This window comes from Agarivorans sp. QJM3NY_30, assembly GCF_050870855.2.
Lineage (GTDB): Bacteria > Pseudomonadota > Gammaproteobacteria > Enterobacterales > Celerinatantimonadaceae > Agarivorans.
Window position 1 is genome coordinate 4,275,221 of the sequence record NZ_CP194038.2, and the last position, 18,990, is coordinate 4,294,210.

Consider the following 18,990-nt stretch of genomic DNA (forward strand, 5'->3'; position numbering starts at 1 on the left):
TACCAACCCTGACCGCTTGCTGCTGCGCTATTGCGTGCTGCCCGCCGTGTCAGTGGAGTCGCATTATAGGGATCCGCGCTTACGGTGCAAGCCTTTTTTGAAGAAAATCACAGTTTTTTGTTTAACTGCTCAAAGCAGCAACAAATTGTGCTCTTTTTAAGCAATTCGCACACCTCAGGGATAATAACTATAGTTAAGTTTTAAGTATTTGCCCCTTTAATCTGTGCTTTCTTTTATATGGAACAGCAGATTAGTTTCATTCTTGGGTTTACTTCACGAATGTATTGGATACCATAGCCGCCCTTTTTCCTTTGGAGTCTCTTGCTGATGTCATTTTCTATCGGCCAACGCTGGATCAGTGATTCAGAATCTGAGTTAGGTTTAGGAACCGTTGTTGCAATCGAGGGCAGAATGGTCACTTTGCTCTTTCCTGCAACCGGTGAAAACCGATTCTATGCAATGGCCGAAGCGCCTATCACTCGAGTTATATTTAATACGGGTGATGAGATCACCAGCACCGATGATTGGTCAATGACCATTACCCAAGTTGAAGAAGCAGATGAGTTGATTGTTTATCACGGTGTCCGCAATGATACCGAAGAACAAGTACAACTCCGCGAGATGTTTCTTAGCCATTTTTTAAAGTTTAATAAGCCGCAAGATCGTTTATTTGCAGGCCAGGTCGATCGCTTCGATAGCTTTGTGATCCGCTACCAAACTCAATTGAAGCGTTTTACTGAACAACAATCAGAGTTGAAAGGATTAATGGGCGGTAAAGTCAGTTTAATCCCCCATCAACTTTATATTGCTAGCGAAGTTGGTCGACGAATTTCTCCTCGTGTCCTGCTTTCAGACGAAGTCGGCTTAGGTAAAACCATTGAAGCTGGTTTGATCATCCACCAACAACTGATTGCAGGTTTAGCTAAACGCGTATTGATTGTCGTGCCCGATGCTTTGCAGTACCAATGGCTAATTGAAATGCTACGCCGTTTTAATATGCACTTTAGTTTATTTGACGAAGATCGTTGTGTAGAAGCCTATGCCGAAGCCGACAACCCTTTCGACACCGAACAATTGGTACTGTGTAGCTTAAATTTCTTACGTAGTCGTAAAAAACGCTTTGAACAGATATTAGCTACCGAATGGGATTTAATGATCGTCGATGAAGCCCATCACTTAAAGTGGGACGAACAATCACCGAGCCGTGAGTATCAAATCATTGAAGCCTTATCTCAGCAAATTGCTGGCGTATTATTACTCACAGCAACCCCCGACCAACTCGGACATCAAAGTCATTTTGCTCGCCTACGGCTACTCGACCCAGATCGCTTCTACGATTATCAAGCATTCATCGAAGAAGAGCAGCATTACCAGCCTGTTGCCACCGCTGCCCAGTCGCTACTCGAACAGTCGCCACTACTCGCCGAACAAGCCAATCATTTAACCGAACTACTCAGCGAAAATGATATTCAACCCTTATTGCTAATAATTAACGACCCGACATCGAGTTACGAACAACAGCAACAAGCACGTGAAGAATTATTACAACACCTACTCGATCGACACGGTACCGGCCGAGTTTTATTTAGAAACACCCGCAGTGCCATGCAAGGTTTTCCGCTACGCCAATTGAGCAGTTACGCCTTAACGCTACCGAGCCAGTATCAAACAGCCCTGAAAGTGCATCAAATGATGCAAAGCAAAGCATCCAATAATGTCATGCAATTAATGTTTCCAGAAGAACTGTACCAACAGTTTGAAGGAGAAGCGGAGGGTGAAGCCAGCTGGACTAAATTTGACCCGCGCATCGATTGGTTACTAGGATTTTTACTGGCACACAAGCAAAAGAAAATCTTGCTGATTTGCGCCAAGGCGGCCACCGCCCTAGCCATTGAAGATGCGGTACGCACCCGAGAAGGGATCCGAGCGACCGTTTTCCATGAAGATATGTCTTTACTGGAACGAGATAAAGCTGCCGCTTACTTCGCGCAAGAGGAGGCGGGAGCCCAACTAATGGTTTGTTCAGAAATTGGTTCTGAAGGCCGTAACTTTCAGTTTGCTCATCATATCGTGTTATTTGATTTACCAATTAACCCTGATTTACTCGAACAACGGATCGGTCGATTAGATCGAATTGGCCAAAAAAATGATATTCAGATCCATGTCCCTTATTTGGCGAAAACGCCTCAGCAAACGCTTTTACGTTGGTATCACGAAGGTTTAAATGCATTCGAGCAAACCTGCCCGGCTGGCGCCGCCATCTACGCCGAATTTGGCGAAAGCTTAAATGCCCTGCTGATACAAAACCAACCGGATGAAGCCGTTCTTGAGCAACTGATTGGTGACTGTGCCAAACGTTATCAAGCAATTAAACAAAAGCTCGATGCAGGACGAGATCGGCTATTGGAAATTCACTCTGGCGGCGGTAGTAAAGCCAACGATTTAGTCGAGAAGATCCAGGCTGCTGAACAAGATCCACACTTTGTCACCTTTAGCTTACGGCTGTTTGATACCGTTGGCATCAACCAAGACGATAAAGGCGAGAATGCTTTGGTCTTGCATGCCAGTGAACAGATGATCGTTCCCTCCATCCAAGGTTTACCTGAAGACGGTTGTACCATTACTTATGATAGAGACACAGCCTTAAGTCGCGATGAAATACAACTCATGTCGTGGGAGCATCCTTTATTGCAAAGCTGTATCGATACCATTTTGGGCGCCGACCTAGGTACCACATCAGTCGCCTTATTAAAGAATCGAGCACTACCGGTAGGTAGCTTATTTGTTGAAGGGATCTTCATTATTGAGACCAGCGCACCTGCGCAGTATCAAATCGAACGTTACTTGCCTGCCACGCCAGTGCGAATTTTGCTGGATAAAAATGGCGGTAATCTTTCAGAAAATGTGAGTTTTGATCAGTTTAATAGTCAGCTTTCGGCGGTAAATCGTCATTTGGCGGCCAAACTAGTCAGTGCATCACAAGCTCAGATCCATCCCTTATTGCACCAAGCCAACGAACTGGCTCAGCAACAGCTAGACCGTATTGTGGCGGATGCCAGCAAGACCATGCAACAAAGCTTAAATACTGAACTAGAACGACTCGAAGCATTAAGCGCCGTAAATCCCAGTATTCGTCAAGATGAACTGGATACGCTACGCGAGCTACGCGACACGGCTGATAATTACCTGCAAAAGGCGCAAGTAAAATTAGATGCTTTACGAGTGATTTTAGTGTCACATAACTAAGCATCATTTCACTGATTTATTCCAAACAAGGCCTCAGGTACACTGAGGCCTTATTTTTTAGAGCCCATGTCATGCCAAACTTTGTTTATCGTCCGCCAATGTCTCCTTATATCAGCATCGTCTATCAAGATGATTCGGTCGTAGTATTTAACAAAGCCAGTGGCTTATTGTCAGTACCAGGTCGAATAGAAAAGGATAGTTTATGGCAACGAGCTCAGCGTGTATGGCCAGAACTCAAGATAGTTCACCGCCTAGATATGGCCACCTCGGGGCTAATTGTAATGGCCCTCGGTAAACCAGCACAAAGCCATTTAAGTCGACAATTTCAACAACGTAAAACAGCGAAGACTTATTACGCAGAAATATTTGGCCACCCCCATACAACTCAGGGAGAAGTCAATCTGCCTTTACGTTGTGACTGGCCCAATCGCCCCAGACAAATGGTTGATCTTGAGCTGGGCAAAGCAGCCCTTACCAAATGGTTTCTATTGGAAAAACGCCAGCACACCTCTCTGGTGGAGTTACAACCTATTACTGGTCGAACTCATCAACTTCGGGTACACATGCAACAGATCGGCTGTCCAATAGTCGGTGATGGTTTTTATGCCAGTGCTAAGGCTATTGCACTTAGCGAACGCTTACATTTACATGCAGCGAAGCTTGGCTTTTTTCACCCCATCACTGAACATTGGCTAGAATTTGACTGTGAACCGCCTTTTTAACTAAAGCTTCAATGGTTTGCTTCCGATATAGGATCAACTCTGTTCAACCTTGGGCTGCAATCAAGTGCGGATCTACAAACTGTTTTGGTTAATCACTGTACTTAGCACCATGGCGTGGGCACAGCCTCAATCTCTGGATTTTTCGCAATGGCCTGTCAAGGGTGAGCTAAAATCACTCACCGTAGAACAACGCCAATTTGTAAGTCTATGGATAGAACAACAGACCCCACAACAGCGAGGAACGGCGATTTTGCTTCCCGACTGGGGGAACTCTCCCAGTAGCGAGGATATGATCGATAGCTTACGCCAAACGCTTCCCTCCTTAGGCTGGCAAACCGGCGCGATTCTTCCACCAGCCCCCCAAGCCAGTCTGATGCAAGACAGTGAACCGCAAGATCAACAAAACACTTACCAACAACAATTAAGCGAAGTCATCGAAGCCGCTCGACAAACCCAAGCTCAGCCATTTGGATTTCAACTGTTGATCGCGCAAGGGGTGATGGGCGCCTGGCTGGTCGAGTTGCTCGCCGAACAGCAATTAAGCCCACCCGATGGGCTTATCTTAATGAGCACCTACTACCCCAACCAAGCCCTAAATCAAAGGCTTGCCAAACAGCTCGCGCGGCTGAGCATTCCGGTACTCGACATCTATGATCCAAATTATAATCAATGGCAATTCGAAGCTGCCCAGCAACGCTTGATTGCCAGCAATAAAAGTCAGAAATTAAACTACCGACAAACACAGCTACCGGTCTCTGCCGAAACCGCACCTAACCATGCCTTACTCACGAAAAGCATTTATGGCTGGTTGAACGCCTTAGGTTGGTACTAGCCAAGCGCTTAAACGCTGGTTAAACTGAACAACAGTTTCCCCATTCACAATATGTTGATTTATCGATGAATATTGTATTTTTAGACCGACAGACCCTAACTGACGATGTAAATTTAAGGCGTCCTCGCTTCCCCCATACTTGGCAAGACTATGCCAGTACCAATCCCGAGCAGCGATTAGCCCATGCGCAACATGCTGATATTTTAATAGTCAACAAAGTAAAACTCGATGCTGCTATTCTTAAGCAGCTTCCCCGCTTAAAATTGATTGCGGTGGCCGCAACTGGCACCAACAATGTAGATTTAGCTGCCGCAGCTCAACAACAGATCATCGTTTCAAATATTCAAGATTATGCCGCCCAGAGCATCGCCGAGCATAGTATTGGCTTGATGTTTAATTTACGTCGCAATATAACCGCCTACCATCAGGCCGTTCAACAGGGACGCTGGCAACAGTCACAGCAGTTCTGCTTTTTTGACTATCCCATTGATAATTTGGCAGGTCAAAAATTGGTGATTATTGGCGCAGGCAACTTAGGTCAAGCCACTGCTAAACTTGCGAAAAGTATCGGTATGGAAGTGATATTTGCCGAACGTAAAAATCAAGCTCCCCGAACCGGAAGGGTTGATTTTATGGACGCCTTGGCCTGCGCAGACGTGCTAAGTATCCACTGTCCTCTCAGTTCCGAAACGGCAGATCTCATCACTCACACCGAATTAGCGTTAATGAAACCCAGCGCATTATTAATTAACACTGCTCGGGGCGGTATCGTGAACGAGGCCGCCTTACTCGAAGCTCTACGCTCCGGAGGCATTGCCGGCGCCGCTTGTGACGTTGTCAGTCAAGAGCCCCCTTCCAGCGACAACCCTTTATTACAAGCCCAGGCGTTAAGCAACTTTATCCTCACGCCACATGTAGGCTGGGCAAGTAGTCAAAGCATGCAAAGCCTGGCCGACCAACTGATTGACAACATAGAAGCCTTCTCCGCAGGTCAGCCTCGCAACCAAGTATAGAGTTATCTAAGCCACTTTCGCTTTGCGTTGTAGCTTAATCACTTCATAGGCACGTTGAATATCTTGAGTTCGCTGCTTAGCCAGCTCCATCATCTCCGGTGGCAGACCTTTTGCTACCAGCTTATCCGGGTGATGCTGGCTCATCAGTTTACGATAAGCGCGCTTCACTTGTTGCTCGCTGTCTTGGTCCGTGACCCCAAGAATTTGGTAGGCTTCGTCTAACTGTTTTGCACTTGACTGCGTCGATTGCTGTTGACCACCGCGACGATGGAAGTTGAGCTCGGCTTCCCAGCGAGAAATCATCGCGTCTAACTCTTGCGCAGAAAAACCTAAGGCATTTGCAACACGTTGCAATAATGCCCGTTCGCTATCATCCACCACACCATCGGCGAACACCCCCTGCAACTGAATTTCCATAAACATTTGCAATAAGTCGCGACGCCCCTGTACCACTTTTACGAAGCGGGCTACCTGTTCTTCTAGCGGAAAACTGGCATCTTTACCTTGCCGAAAAGCATCTTGAGCCTGACGGCGAGCCTCGCCTTGTAGACGCATTTGGTCCATCAAAAAATTGGCGACTTGAATTTCTTGCTGAGTCACCACACCTTTTGACTTAGCGATGTGCCCCAGCACAGCAAAAGTCGAAAACAAAAACTCTTGTTGTACCACTTGGCTATTCGCGCTAGAAAAAACGAAGCCTTGACCCATCGCCTTGTCAAAACGGTGGCCCAGCCACAAACCGAGTAAGGCGCCAAACCAACCACCAAACATCAGACCAAAAAATACTCCTAGGAGCTTTCCCCAAAACCGCATAACTATTCTCTATTTACTTGTTAATTGCTGATCTAACTGCGCCAAACGTTGTGGCGTCCCCACATCAATCCACTGACCAAACTGCTGCTGCCCTGTCACTCGCTTAGCTGCTATTGCCGTCCTCAATAAAGGAGCAAGCGCATGCCTCCCCGGAACCAGTGCCTCAAAAAAACGCTGACGATAAACCGCCACCCCACTAAAGGTCAATTCGGGGCGGTCCACCAAACGTATACCATCAATCGCAAAATCCCCCTTGGGATGATGCTCGGGATTCGCCACTAACACCAAATGTGCATCGGCATCACCAATCTGCAACGACGCAAGCCGCTGGTAATCCCAATCATTCCAAATATCACCGTTAATCACCAGAAAAGGATCTGCTTTTATTAAGGGCAAAGCCTGTAAGATCCCTCCTGCCGTTTCAAGCGCTTGAGGCTCATGACTATATAACAACTGAATCTTCCAGCGTTGGCCATCACCCAATGTTGCCTCAATTTGCTCCCCTAAATAGGCGGTATTGATAATGATCCGCTGAAAACCCACAGCCACTAGTTTTTCAATATGCCATTCAATTAAAGCTTTGCCCGCCACCTTTAACAAGGGCTTGGGACAAGCGTCGGTAAGTGGACGCATCCGCTCACCTCGCCCAGCCGCCAAAATCATTGCAGTATCTAAACCACTCATCGATGAAACCCCTTTGCGATGGGAGCCAACCATTGATTAAATGCTGAAAATTCAGAATAAGTAGCGCTCACCCGCTGGATGTAATCCAAAGTTTGCGGAATCGCTTCACGGTAGCCTTGTTTCCCATCACGGTGGGCTAAACGACAAAATATTCCAAGCGCCTTAAGATGACGTTGTAAGCCCGTCAAATCAAACCAGCGTTGCCATTGCGCCATGCTAATATCTTGATTAATGCTTAAACGGGAGAAAAATGACTGACTCAAGTGTTGCACCATCTCTTCAGGCCAAGCGATGTAGCAATCTCTTAGCAACGACACCACGTCATAACTGAGTGGCCCCAAAACCATATCTTGAAAATCGATCATCACCATTTGCTGCTGATGAAGCATCAAATTTCGACAATGAAAATCACGATGCATCGCAACATAAGGCTGTTCTTGGATGGCGACGCTGAGCTCTTCACAAAGACTCTGCCACTGCGCAGCCGCTTGCCATTCAGTTCCACTAAGCTGTAATTCTTTCGCCACAAACCACTCGGCAAAAATATCCAACTCTCGCTGAATAAAAGTCTGGTCAAAATATTCCAAAGAAGGTAGCTCAGAAGGTTTAAGTGCTTGTAATTGAACGATCAGGTCTAAGGCTTGTCTATAGTATTTGTCGGCACTATCAAGACTTAAGCAATCTTCTAACATGGTGGTGCCGAGATCTTCAATCGCCATAAAACCTTGCTTAAGATCTGCGGCTAGGATCTTAGGAACGGGGAGCTGGTGACGGCTTAGTGCCGACGCTAAATCAACAAATTGTTGGTTTTTTTCGGTAAGAGGAGGCGCATCAACCGCAATGGCGGTAGTGCTTAGATCATAATCAAAACGAAAATAGCGGCGAAAGCTTGCATCACCACTGATCATCGTTAACTGAGGAAGTCCCATGGATAAACTATTAGACAACCATTGTTGTAAAGCTGATTCGCGCACTATATTACTCATATTTCTATATTAAATGACGGCCTTTAAATAGCCGCCCACCGATAAATCCAGTATTATAAGCCGCTAACTTTAACCACAGAATTCATAAAGCACAACGTTGATACTCTCGCTTGGAATTTTAATACGTCAGGGAATGGTCCAAATTCATATGTTGTTAATTAAACGGAATCTGCCACGACTAGGATTGGCAATCTTCTTGCTAAGCCCTAACGCCAAGGCAGAAACCCCGTTAGCGCTGGCTCAGTGCCGAGCTTACATACCGGAACGTACTCAGTCAGGTCCCGTCGACCCCACTGCACCATACGTGATAGCGGCCGACTCACTACATGCAAAGCAAGGTGATAAGGCAAGTTTTACCGGTAACGTTGAATTTTCTCAAGGCCCCAGAGTACTCAAAGCTGATAACACAGTACTCGATGAGCAAGCTCAAACACTGAAGGCCGATGGTAAAATTGAGTTTCAAGATAACTTGGTCAGCGTCAAAAGTGATAGCTTCGATGCAAATTTAAAAAATCATCAGGCGAAACTAAATTCAGCTGAATATCAGTTGTTCGAGCAGCAAGGTCATGGTGAAGCGCATAATTTAATCATCAACGATGAGCAAAACTTATCCTTGGAAAACGCCAGCTACACCGCCTGTCCTCCTGGAGATGTGAGCTGGGAGATCCACGCCGAAAAAATAGATATCGACACCGAAAATCAATGGGCGACAACCAAAAACGCAACGGTAAGATTAATGAACGTCCCCGTTCTTTACTTACCTTACTTCTCCTACCCAATTGGTGGCCAGCGTCATAGCGGCTTTTTATTTCCAAGCATATCAACCTCCACCACCAATGGTATGGATATTTCCACGCCCTATTATTGGAACATTGCACCTAATTTTGATGCCACCATAACTCCGCGAATCATGTCGCGCAGAGGCCTGCAGTTACAATCCGAGTTTCGTTACTTACTTGGCCAGCAAACCGGTATCGTCAACGCTGAGTATATCGCCAACGACCGAGAGTTTGACGACTCGCGTTATTTGTTGCACTGGGATCATCAAGGTCAATGGCGACGCAACTGGCGTTTCAACACTGACTATACCCAGATTAGTGATGACAACTACTTTAACGACTTAGGCGATATTTTAGGTAAGAATAATGAGAATCAACTGCTACAAACTGGGGATGTGGGCTACCACACCCAAAACTGGTACGGCAAACTACGGGTACAAGATTTTCAAGTCTTAGGGGATACCGAGCAGCCGCACACCTTGCTCCCTCAACTGAGTTTTAGTGGCGATTGGGATCTCGACTGGCAAACATTACAATTTGGTTTTGATAGTGAACTAAGTAATTTTTCGCATAGTGATGCTAGCATGTACACCGCCAAGCGACTCCATCTAGAGCCTCATTTGCGCCTGCCTTACGTGGTACCCGAAGGTTTTTTCCAAGCCGACCTCGCCTTAATGCATACCTATTATCAACAAGATAAAGGTAGTAATCCGGACAACAACTACCTAGGTGAAGACATTCGTCGAACCCTACCTAAATTAAGCGTCAAAGCAGGCCTCAATTTTGACCGCAAAACCAGTTGGTACGGTGCGAACTATACTCAAACTCTTGAGCCGGTGGTAAAGTACTTATATATCCCCTATCGAGATCAAAGCGACATTGGTCTATATGACACCGCCAACCTACAACAAGACTATTATGGCCTGTTCCGAGATCAGCGCTATAGCGGGCTAGACCGAATCGCCGATGCCAACCAGTTAACCTTAGGGGTTCATTCTCGGTTCTTATCCGCTGAAAATAAGGAGACCTTACGCTTTAGTCTTGGACAAATCATCTATCTTGATCCAAGCCGCACAACGCTATTACCGGATAGCAAGTCATCCACCAATTCCAGTTCGGCCTTAGCATTTGAAATTGACGCGAATATTCAACAAGACTGGTATGGTCACACCGGCTTACAGATTAATACGCTCGAGGGTAAGCTTAATAAGGCCAATGCCGCTATCGAATGGCGCCCAGAAGTGCAAAAATTAGTTCAATTAAACTACCGCTACTCTCAAGCCGACGAGACAATGCTCAGTGACATAAACCAACTGGGTAGTAAAATTGCGTGGCCACTGCGAGACAATGTTTCTGCTGTTGCCAGCTATTATCGAGACATGAAGCTCGATCGAAGTGTCGAGAGTTATCTAGGACTACAGTTTAATTCCTGCTGCTGGGGGATCCGTCTTACTTACCAACGCAGCTTACAAAGTAATTATGTCGACAATACATCAGGAATTGATCGCGTTGGCGTATTTGACAGCTCCTTCCGCTTAGACTTTGAAATAAAAGGATTAGGTGGCAATGATACTAGCAGTCAAGAAAAAATGTTAGATGGTGGCAACTTTAAATACGGGCGCCCCTTTTACCTCAACAATTAAAACCTTTAGCCCAAATATGATAGAGTAAACGGCGTTTTGCTCGTAGTAATATAGGAACCGAATGAAAAAATTAATTTTGCTTAGCACCTGCATGTTGATGCTCGTGGCTGGCTTAGTTCAGGCGAAAGAACAACTGCTCGATAAGGTTGTTGCTATCGTTAATAATGACGTGATTACTCAAACCCAAGTGGATGAGCTAAGCGCCAAAGTATTACGCAATGCAAAAACCAGCGGACAAACTCTGCCTCCACAAGCAGAATTGCATCAACAAGTGATGGACCGCTTAATTACTGAAAGCTTACAGCTGCAACTCGCAGACAGACTTGGTATCAAGATCAGTGATAGTCAATTAGAAAACACGATTGATAATATTATCCAAGGCGAGAAAAAGACCCGCGACGAGTTTCTACAACAACTCAGCAGTGACGGTGTCAGCTACCAGCAATTTCGCGAAGATATACGCAAAGAAATTATTCTTGGTGAAGTAGGCAGAAGCCAGGTACAACGACGTATCAGCGTCTCTCAACAAGAAATAGATGCCTTAATGAAACTAATTGCCGAGAAAGATAAAGGCAGTATCCGCTACCATGTTGGACACATCCAATTGCGACTTGGAAGTGATGAAGTCAAAACCCAACAGCTGGCGGAAACCATAGTCAAGCAATTAAAAGCTGGAGAAAATTTTAACCAACTAGCAATGACTTATTCTCAAGGTCCAAAAGCTTTAGAAGGCGGTGATTGGGGATGGATGACTCTAGAAGAGATGCCAACTCTGTTTGCAGGCGTGGTTAATAAACAACCTAAAGATACCGTGCTCGGCCCGATCCGTACCGAATCTGGACTACACATTGTGATGGTATTAGATACCGAAGGTCTACAAAAAGTAGAAACCTTAGAGGTAAATGCACGACACATTTTGATTAAGCCATCGATTATTCTAAGTGATAAAAAAGCCCAAAGTTTACTGGCTAAATTACGCCAACAACTAGTAAGCGGAGAAGCTAGTTTTGCCGAATTAGCCAAACAGTATTCAGAAGACCCTGGCTCTGCAGTCCGTGGCGGTGAACTCGGTTGGTCGGACCCAAATGTGTTTGTGCCGGCCTTCCGCGATACAGTCAACCACTTAGCCGTGGGTGAGATTAGCCAACCTTTTCGCTCAACCTTTGGTTGGCATTTATTAGAAGTGCTCGACAAACGCACCACCGATACCACCAATAAAGCCAGCGAAAACCGAGCTTATCAAATGATTTTCAACCGTAAATTCAACGAAGAAACGCAAGCTTGGCAAGATGAGCTTCGTGAAGAAGCCTACGTTGAAATTTTGGATGGTGATTCATGAGCGACGCAATAGCAAGAATTGCGATTACCCCTGGTGAGCCTGCGGGCATTGGCCCTGATTTAGTGCTCGCAATTAGTCAGCGTAGCTGGCCGATGGAGCTAGTCGTTATCGCCGATCCTCGTTTGCTCAAAGAGCGGGCGAAACAATTGGGCATCGAAGTAAGTTTATTGTCCTACCAACCAGAGCAAGCCCCCCAAGCACAGGCGGCTGGAACTTTAACCGTGGCACCCATCGCGATGAGTGTGCCTGCAATTGCCGGCGAACTCAACGAAGCCAATGGACACTATGTATTAAATACCCTTAAATTTGCTTGTGAAGGCAATATGAATAGCCAATTTGCAGCGGTTGTTACTGGCCCGGTGAACAAAGGAATCATTAACAAAGCAGGCGTTTCATTTAGCGGCCATACTGAGTTTTTTGCTCAACAATCAAGTACTGCCGATGTGGTCATGCTGTTGGCCACCGAAGGTTTGCGGGTTGCTCTGGCGACCACTCACCTCCCGCTGGCTTATGTCGCAAAAGCGATAACTCACGAGCGGCTGTACAATATCATCACTATTTTACATCACGATTTACAAACTAAATTTGCGATTAAGCAGCCGAAAATTTTTGTTTGTGGGCTTAATCCGCATGCCGGAGAAGATGGTCATTTAGGTCGTGAAGAATTAGATATCATTATTCCTTTATTAGATGAAATGCGCAGCGAACATGGCATGAATTTAATCGGGCCACTCCCTGCCGATACCTTGTTCCAATCCAAGTATTTGGACGAGGCTGACGCGGTCTTGGCAATGTACCATGACCAAGGCCTACCAGTAATAAAATATAAAGGGTTTGGCAAATCGGTCAACATTACCTTAGGACTCCCCTTTATTCGAACCTCAGTCGATCATGGAACAGCACTTGAGCTGGCGGGCACTGGGCAAGCCGATCATGGAAGTATGCTAACCGCAATCAAACAAGCCATCGATATGGTAGAGCGAGAACATGAATAAACAAGTCCATCAAGGGCACCGCGCCCGTAAACGCTTCGGCCAAAACTTTCTGAATAACGACTCGGTCATCAGCCAAATTGTCGCCACTATCTATCCTCAGCCCGGCGAAAACTTGGTCGAAATTGGTCCTGGCCTAGGCGCCTTAACCGCCCCTGTAGCGAATGCTGCTGGTCAGCTACAAGTGGTAGAGTTGGATCGCGATTTGGCTCAACGCCTGCGCGAGCATCCAACCCTAGCAGAGAAATTGACCATCCATGAAATTGATGCGCTTAAATTCGACTTCATGCAGTTGAGTCGACCCGAGCAAAAGATGCGTATCTTCGGTAACTTGCCCTATAACATTTCTACACCATTAATTTTTCATTTGCTAAGCTTCACTAGCGCCATTTCCGACATGCACTTTATGCTACAAAAAGAAGTGGTAAAACGGATGGCCGCAGGACCTCACTCGAAGGCCTATGGTCGACTCAGTGTCATGACCCAAATACAATGTAAAGTAATGCCAGCCTTGGAAGTACCTCCAGAAGCCTTCATGCCGCCTCCTAAAGTCGACTCGGCGGTCGTTCGCCTAGAGCCTTATGCCAGCACACTTTACCCTCTGAACTCATTAAAAACCCTCGACACAGTCTGTAAAGAGGCCTTTAATCAGCGACGCAAAACAATCCGAAATGCACTCGGCAACCTGTTAAGCCTTGAGCAACTTGAGGCTTTAGGTTTACAACCAAGCTTGCGGCCAGAAAATTTAACTATTCAGCAGTTTTGTGATATTGCTAACTACATAGATAAAGAACAATTATTGCAGGCTAACGACGTTAATGAGTAACACACCTGAATACCAATTAGATATTGAAGTTGAATCTGGATTCTTGCCTGAGCACTCTGCTCCTGAGGAACATAAATTTGCCTTCTATTACACCGTTACCATTCGTAATTGTGGTAGCCAAGCACTTCAGTTAATGCGTCGTTACTGGCTGATCACCGATGGCAATGGCGATGAGAATGAAGTAACGGGAGACGGTGTGGTCGGTAAACAACCACACCTACAACCAGAAAAGTCATTTACTTATACCAGCAGTGCACTACTCGCAACCGAGGTGGGGGTGATGCAGGGCTACTATACCTTGGTGGATCCAGAAGGTAATGAGTTTGAAGCTGAGATCCCAGCTTTTCGCCTGTCCTTACCGAATAAATTACATTAACCAAGGTAAGTTGTTATGGCTACCTATTTTGTTGGTGATATTCAAGGCTGCCTTGATGAACTCAAGGCGCTACTTGAACAAGTCAAATTTTCTAAAAAACGTGATCAGCTATGGTTAGCAGGCGACTTAGTGGCCCGCGGCCCTCAATCCCTAGCCACGCTGCGTTTTGTGAAACAGCTCGGCGATGCAGCACAAATAGTACTGGGCAACCATGACCTACACTTACTCGCCGTGGCAAACGGTATTCACCGCGCCAAGCGACGAGACAAACTACAAGACTTGCTAGAAGCCCCAGACAAAGACGAGTTACTCGATTGGTTAAGAAAACAACCGCTGATAGTGAAACACCCTGAATTTGACTTAGTCATGGTACATGCAGGCATTTATCCAAAGTGGAAAGTTGGTAAGGCCTTAAAGCTCGGCAAAGAGGTACAAAAGAAACTTTCTGGTGATCACTACCTTGAGTTACTACAAAATATGTATAGTAACGAACCAGCTCACTGGAGCGACGAGCTAGTCGGTTATGATCGACTGCGCTACATCATTAATGTCTTCACCCGCATGCGTTACTGTTTTCCAGATGGCAGTCTCGATTTCGCCCTGAAAATTCCACCAAATAAAAATACTAATCCCAACTTAGTCCCTTGGTTTAATCTTCCAGGAAAGCATCTTAAGCACACCCACATTATCTTTGGTCACTGGGCGGCGTTGATGGGAGAAAGCGCTCACCCCTTGGTTGACGGGCTAGATACTGGTTGTGTTTGGGGGAATCATTTAACGATGCTGCGCTGGGAAGACCAGCGCTTTTTCACCCAAGACTGCTTAAACGAGATAAGCAAAGATTAACGCAAACGATGTAAATTTATAAATTCATAGGGGTGTGGATTTTTATCATCTGCCGGATGCTGTTCGCGAGCCATTTCTTGCCATTGATATTGGGTGTAATCAGGGAAATAAGCATCGCCTTCCAAGTCTTTATCAATCAAAGTTAGATATAACTTATCGGCCAATGCTAGGCATTGTTGATAAATATTCGCGCCACCAATAATCATTACTTCCGCTTGATCGGCCACCAATTGAAGCGCGTCTTCAAGTTGATTGACAACTGTCACGCCCTCGATGCTTAAGTGTGGATTACGACTCACCACTATATTCAAACGTCCTGGTAAAGGGCGCCCAATCGACTCATAAGTTAAACGCCCCATCACGACAGGCTTGCCCATTGTGACGGTCTTAAAGTGCTTTAAATCGGCCGGCAAGTGCCATGGCATTTGATTATCTAAGCCTATCACTCGACCCTTTGCCATCGCAGCTATCATTGCAACTTTCACGACTTAACCTTCTCCAAATCTTATAAAATCATTAAACAATAGGGCGCCCTCGATAAATCACCACCGATGGGATCGCGAGACCAAAACTCAAAGCCATTAAAATAAACATGGTTCGTAAACCATTTTCAAGAATGGTTGCTAATAACGGGTCACTATAACCATTACTATATAAACTAATAATGCCAACCATGGTGGTAAACGCATAACTCCCAGGGATCATCGGAATAATTGAAGCCACGGTAAACACTGGTCGAGGAATGATATAGCGTCGTGACCAGTAAACGCCGAGTAAGCCAACACTGGTTGATGCAACTAATGTCGCCCATTCTAAAGGCACCCCCCAATGAATACACAAAGTACGTAAGCTATGCGCAAAAGCACCACCAATCGCGCAAAAGCCAAGCATTCGTGTGGGCACATTAAAGACCATGGCAAAACCAACTGCAGGCACCGAAGCGAAGGCCGCATCTTCAAGCAGTAAGAGTATTAAATCGAGCATCTTATAACCACCCACTCACGCCAGTTGCCCACATCGATAAGGCGATCCCCATTGCAACCCCAAGCGTTAACAAGGACGCAAAAAACCAACGGGATATGCCCATGCTAATGTGACCTTTCACCATATCTGAGACCGCATTAATCAAAGGAAACCCAGGAACCAACAACAACACTGATGCAGCCATCACAGTTTGCGGTTGATTACCAATATCATAACGCACCGCTAAGCCCGCAATTGTGGTAGCAACAAATGCAGTCATACCAAAGTTAAGAATTGGATTATGATGGCGGTGCGCCATCTCTTGACGAAAAGTCATCGCCGCCGCAGAAGCAATAAATGTCATACCAAATACAGACCAATCGCCACCAAATAAATGAGCAAAACAAGCGCAAGAAAGGCCAATCATCAATACAACTAACCAGCGATTATGTTTAAACGGAACCAAGCGTTCTAAACGTTTCACCACATCATCTACATCCAGCAGTTGTTTCTCTGCCATGATGGTAATGCGTTGCACCTCACACACCATATGCATGTTAATGCCCCGATCGTAAACTCGACGCGTGGTCGTGATGCAGCGGCTTTGAGCCAAACCAGTTAAAATCAGGGCATTAGCGGTAATGGCCAACTCAACGCTGTCTAAGCCCAGCGCCTTACCTAAACGAACGATGGTTTCTTCGATCAACTTACTTTCGGCACCATGCTGTTGCATGATCCGGCCAGCCTGCACCGCAACACGACAGATCCTTGTCTGTTGCTCGTGAGTAATAACCCGTTCCGGAGCCTGAACAGGCGCCGGAGGTTTTATAATAAAAGAGCGTAACATCTAACAATCCCAGTAAACCAATTACAAAATGAGTTTACTATGGCTGGTAAATAACCTCTACACCATGATCGTCGTCATCATCATCCCAATCATCATCATCCCAGTCTTCTTGATTAGCCTGGTCAATTTGTTCTTGGTGATAATCATCCCATTGGAACTTCACTTCTTCGCGCTCGGCCATCTCTTCTTCAATCATCGGCAATGTTTCGATGAATTGACCGATAGCTTTACAAAGCTCTTTAGTGCCTTTGCCTTCAAGCGCAGACAAAGAAAACACCTCACCCTGCCAATCAAGTGCTTTAATCACCGACTGACGAATTTCTTCGGCTTCGTCTTCCAACACTAAATCTACTTTGTTGAAGATCAACCAGCGTGGTTTTTCGAATAACTTTTCACTGTATTGCGAGAGCTCATTAATAATGGTTATGGCATTCTCAGCAGGATCACTACCATCGGCCGGCAATACATCAACCATATGCAACAATACCCGACAACGTTCCAAGTGCTTCAGGAAGCGAACCCCTAAACCAGCACCTTCGGCAGCACCTTCGATCAGCCCGGGAATATCGGCAATCACAAATCCGCGATTTTCCGATTGGCGTACCACTCCAAGGTTCGGGATCAGTGTGGTAAATGGATAATCAGCAACTTTAGGTCTTGCCGCAGAGACACTACGAATAAAAGTCGATTTACCAGCATTTGGTAAGCCTAACATCCCCACATCCGCCAACAGCAATAACTCTAATTTGAGGTTGCGAACTTCACCAGGCGTACCGTTGGATTTGCGACGAGGCGCTCGATTGGTACTGCTCTTGAAGCGGGTGTTTCCCAAACCATGAAAACCACCTTTTGCCACCATTAAGCGTTGCTTGTGTTGCGTTAAATCACCTAATAATTCGCCAGTATCTTGATCGCGAGCACGAGAACCAACCGGCACTGGCAATTCTAAATCTTCACCGCGTTTACCGGTACAATTAGAGCCTTGACCATTCTCACCGCGTTCCGCTTTATGAAAACGCTCAAAGCGATAATCGATCAAAGTATTCAAATTTTCGTCAGCGACCAGATAAACACTGCCACCGTCACCACCATCACCACCGTCTGGGCCACCTCGTGGCACATATTTTTCACGGCGAAAACTAATGACGCCATTGCCACCGTCTCCGGCGTCAACCTTGATTACTGCTTCATCTACAAATTTCATAATCTACTCCAGTATTATCGCTAACTATAATGCACCGCATTTAATTCGCGACAGCAATACTTAAGCCTTAGAAAAAAAAAGCCCCGCTTATAGCGGGGCTTTAAAAATATTGAGTTGGTTGTTTATTCAGCTACGATGCTAACAAACTTGCGGCTTTTAGCGCCTTTAACCTCAAATTTCACTTTGCCTTCAGCAGTTGCGAAAAGTGTATGGTCTTTACCAATACCAACATTTGAGCCCGCGTGGAATTTAGTACCACGTTGACGAACAATAATACTACCCGCTAAAACAGACTCGCCACCGAAACGTTTAACACCTAGGCGTTTACTTTCTGAATCACGACCGTTACGAGTACTACCACCAGCCTTTTTATGTGCCATGAGTATATTCCTCTAAAATTAACCGTTAATGCCTGTAATGCGAACTTCAGTGAACCACTGACGGTGGCCCTGTTGCTTACGTGAATGCTTACGACGACGGAACTTAACGATTTTAACTTTATCGCCACGACCATGAGATACAACTTCAGCTGTAACTTTGGTACCATCTACATAAGGTGCGCCAACTTGAACATCATCGCCATTAGCAACTAGTAATACGTTATCAAATTCAACTGTTTCACCAGTCTCAACGTCTAGTTTCTCAAGGCGAAGTGTTTGACCTTCGGCCACACGGTGTTGTTTACCACCACTTTGGATAACCGCGTACATTTTTTTCAAACTCCGCTGTACACCTAGTATTTCAAGGTGTATATAATTCTTAACAATGACGGCGGATTCTACGGAAAAAGATCTGTTCTCGCAAGCGGAAAATCAAAAAAGTTTAAAAATCACGCAAGGCCAAGAATTTTACCCAGCTAAAGCTGTGAATAGGCAGGAA

General features: G+C 45.7%; 19 protein-coding genes. 10 read left to right on the forward strand and 9 right to left on the reverse strand.

The genetic code is table 11. The features are described from left to right. The first annotated feature begins 327 nt into the window (after window positions 1-327). From rapA to ACRRSX_RS19325, 4 genes are all read left to right on the forward strand, one after another. Window positions 328-3,246 (forward strand): RNA polymerase-associated protein RapA, encoded by a 2,919-nt coding sequence (gene rapA / locus ACRRSX_RS19310; RefSeq protein ID WP_432455961.1) that lies wholly within the window; start codon window positions 328-330, stop codon window positions 3,244-3,246. A gap of 71 nt (window positions 3,247-3,317) precedes the next feature. Continuing rightward, window positions 3,318-3,968 (forward strand): pseudouridine synthase, encoded by a 651-nt coding sequence (locus ACRRSX_RS19315; RefSeq protein WP_432455960.1) that lies wholly within the window; start codon window positions 3,318-3,320, stop codon window positions 3,966-3,968. A 64-nt stretch (window positions 3,969-4,032) separates the two neighbouring features. Next, window positions 4,033-4,800 carry a DUF3530 family protein gene (locus tag ACRRSX_RS19320; protein WP_432455959.1) on the forward strand — a complete coding sequence of 256 codons (768 nt, stop codon included), beginning with the start codon at window positions 4,033-4,035 and terminating at the stop codon, window positions 4,798-4,800. Between the two features lie 65 nt (window positions 4,801-4,865). Continuing rightward, the gene (locus tag ACRRSX_RS19325; RefSeq protein WP_432455958.1) at window positions 4,866-5,813 is read left to right on the forward strand and encodes a D-2-hydroxyacid dehydrogenase; all 948 of its coding nucleotides are present in this window, start codon (window positions 4,866-4,868) and stop codon (window positions 5,811-5,813) included. Window positions 5,814-5,819: 6 nt separating this feature from the next. On the opposite strand, the gene djlA is transcribed toward ACRRSX_RS19325, so the two are convergent. Genes djlA through ACRRSX_RS19340 form a run of 3 tightly spaced genes read right to left on the reverse strand, consistent with a single transcriptional unit; the run spans window position 5,820 to window position 8,296 of the window. Further along, window positions 5,820-6,626 carry a co-chaperone DjlA gene (gene djlA, locus ACRRSX_RS19330; protein WP_432455957.1) on the reverse strand — a complete coding sequence of 269 codons (807 nt, stop codon included), beginning with the start codon at window positions 6,624-6,626 and terminating at the stop codon, window positions 5,820-5,822. A gap of 9 nt (window positions 6,627-6,635) precedes the next feature. Beyond that, a complete protein-coding gene (gene murU / locus ACRRSX_RS19335; protein WP_432455956.1) occupies window positions 6,636-7,310 on the reverse strand; it encodes an N-acetylmuramate alpha-1-phosphate uridylyltransferase MurU in 675 nt (224 codons plus the stop codon). Next, window positions 7,307-8,296 (reverse strand): aminoglycoside phosphotransferase family protein, encoded by a 990-nt coding sequence (locus tag ACRRSX_RS19340; RefSeq protein WP_432455955.1) that lies wholly within the window; start codon window positions 8,294-8,296, stop codon window positions 7,307-7,309. Before ACRRSX_RS19340 ends, murU begins: the two co-directional genes overlap by 4 nt. A 148-nt stretch (window positions 8,297-8,444) precedes the next feature. On the opposite strand from ACRRSX_RS19340, the gene lptD reads away from it, so the two are divergent. From lptD to ACRRSX_RS19370, 6 genes are all read left to right on the forward strand, one after another. Continuing rightward, window positions 8,445-10,718, forward strand: coding sequence for an LPS assembly protein LptD (gene lptD / locus ACRRSX_RS19345; RefSeq protein ID WP_432455954.1), 2,274 nt, complete (start codon window positions 8,445-8,447; stop codon window positions 10,716-10,718). Window positions 10,719-10,779: 61 nt separating this feature from the next. After that, window positions 10,780-12,057, forward strand: coding sequence for a peptidylprolyl isomerase SurA (gene surA, locus ACRRSX_RS19350; protein WP_432455953.1), 1,278 nt, complete (start codon window positions 10,780-10,782; stop codon window positions 12,055-12,057). Continuing rightward, on the forward strand, window positions 12,054-13,052 hold the full coding sequence (gene pdxA / locus ACRRSX_RS19355; RefSeq protein ID WP_432455952.1) for a 4-hydroxythreonine-4-phosphate dehydrogenase PdxA: 999 nt from the start codon (window positions 12,054-12,056) through the stop codon (window positions 13,050-13,052). Before surA ends, pdxA begins: the two co-directional genes overlap by 4 nt. Next, window positions 13,045-13,875, forward strand: coding sequence for a 16S rRNA (adenine(1518)-N(6)/adenine(1519)-N(6))-dimethyltransferase RsmA (rsmA, locus tag ACRRSX_RS19360; RefSeq protein ID WP_432455951.1), 831 nt, complete (start codon window positions 13,045-13,047; stop codon window positions 13,873-13,875). Before pdxA ends, rsmA begins: the two co-directional genes overlap by 8 nt. Beyond that, window positions 13,868-14,251, forward strand: a complete 384-nt coding sequence (apaG, locus tag ACRRSX_RS19365; protein WP_432455950.1) for a Co2+/Mg2+ efflux protein ApaG — start codon at window positions 13,868-13,870, stop codon at window positions 14,249-14,251. Before rsmA ends, apaG begins: the two co-directional genes overlap by 8 nt. A 15-nt stretch (window positions 14,252-14,266) precedes the next feature. After that, window positions 14,267-15,097 (forward strand): symmetrical bis(5'-nucleosyl)-tetraphosphatase, encoded by an 831-nt coding sequence (locus ACRRSX_RS19370; protein WP_432455949.1) that lies wholly within the window; start codon window positions 14,267-14,269, stop codon window positions 15,095-15,097. Here ACRRSX_RS19370 and folA read toward each other — a convergent pair. From folA to rplU, 6 genes are all read right to left on the reverse strand, one after another. Continuing rightward, a complete protein-coding gene (folA, locus tag ACRRSX_RS19375) occupies window positions 15,094-15,582 on the reverse strand; it encodes a type 3 dihydrofolate reductase (RefSeq protein WP_432455948.1) in 489 nt (162 codons plus the stop codon). The genes ACRRSX_RS19370 and folA overlap by 4 nt on opposite strands. Window positions 15,583-15,613: 31 nt before the next feature. Then, on the reverse strand, window positions 15,614-16,081 hold the full coding sequence (locus tag ACRRSX_RS19380; RefSeq protein ID WP_432455947.1) for a threonine/serine exporter family protein: 468 nt from the start codon (window positions 16,079-16,081) through the stop codon (window positions 15,614-15,616). Between the two features lies 1 nt (window position 16,082). Then, the gene (locus ACRRSX_RS19385) at window positions 16,083-16,907 is read right to left on the reverse strand and encodes a threonine/serine ThrE exporter family protein (RefSeq protein WP_432455946.1); all 825 of its coding nucleotides are present in this window, start codon (window positions 16,905-16,907) and stop codon (window positions 16,083-16,085) included. Between the two features lie 37 nt (window positions 16,908-16,944). Beyond that, window positions 16,945-18,111 (reverse strand): Obg family GTPase CgtA, encoded by a 1,167-nt coding sequence (gene cgtA, locus ACRRSX_RS19390; protein WP_432455945.1) that lies wholly within the window; start codon window positions 18,109-18,111, stop codon window positions 16,945-16,947. Window positions 18,112-18,233: 122 nt separating this feature from the next. Beyond that, entirely contained in the window at window positions 18,234-18,491 is a 258-nt protein-coding gene (rpmA, locus tag ACRRSX_RS19395; protein ID WP_248712985.1) for a 50S ribosomal protein L27, read from the reverse strand. A gap of 18 nt (window positions 18,492-18,509) precedes the next feature. Then, window positions 18,510-18,821, reverse strand: coding sequence for a 50S ribosomal protein L21 (gene rplU / locus ACRRSX_RS19400; RefSeq protein WP_248715663.1), 312 nt, complete (start codon window positions 18,819-18,821; stop codon window positions 18,510-18,512). Window positions 18,822-18,990: the final 169 nt, after the last annotated feature.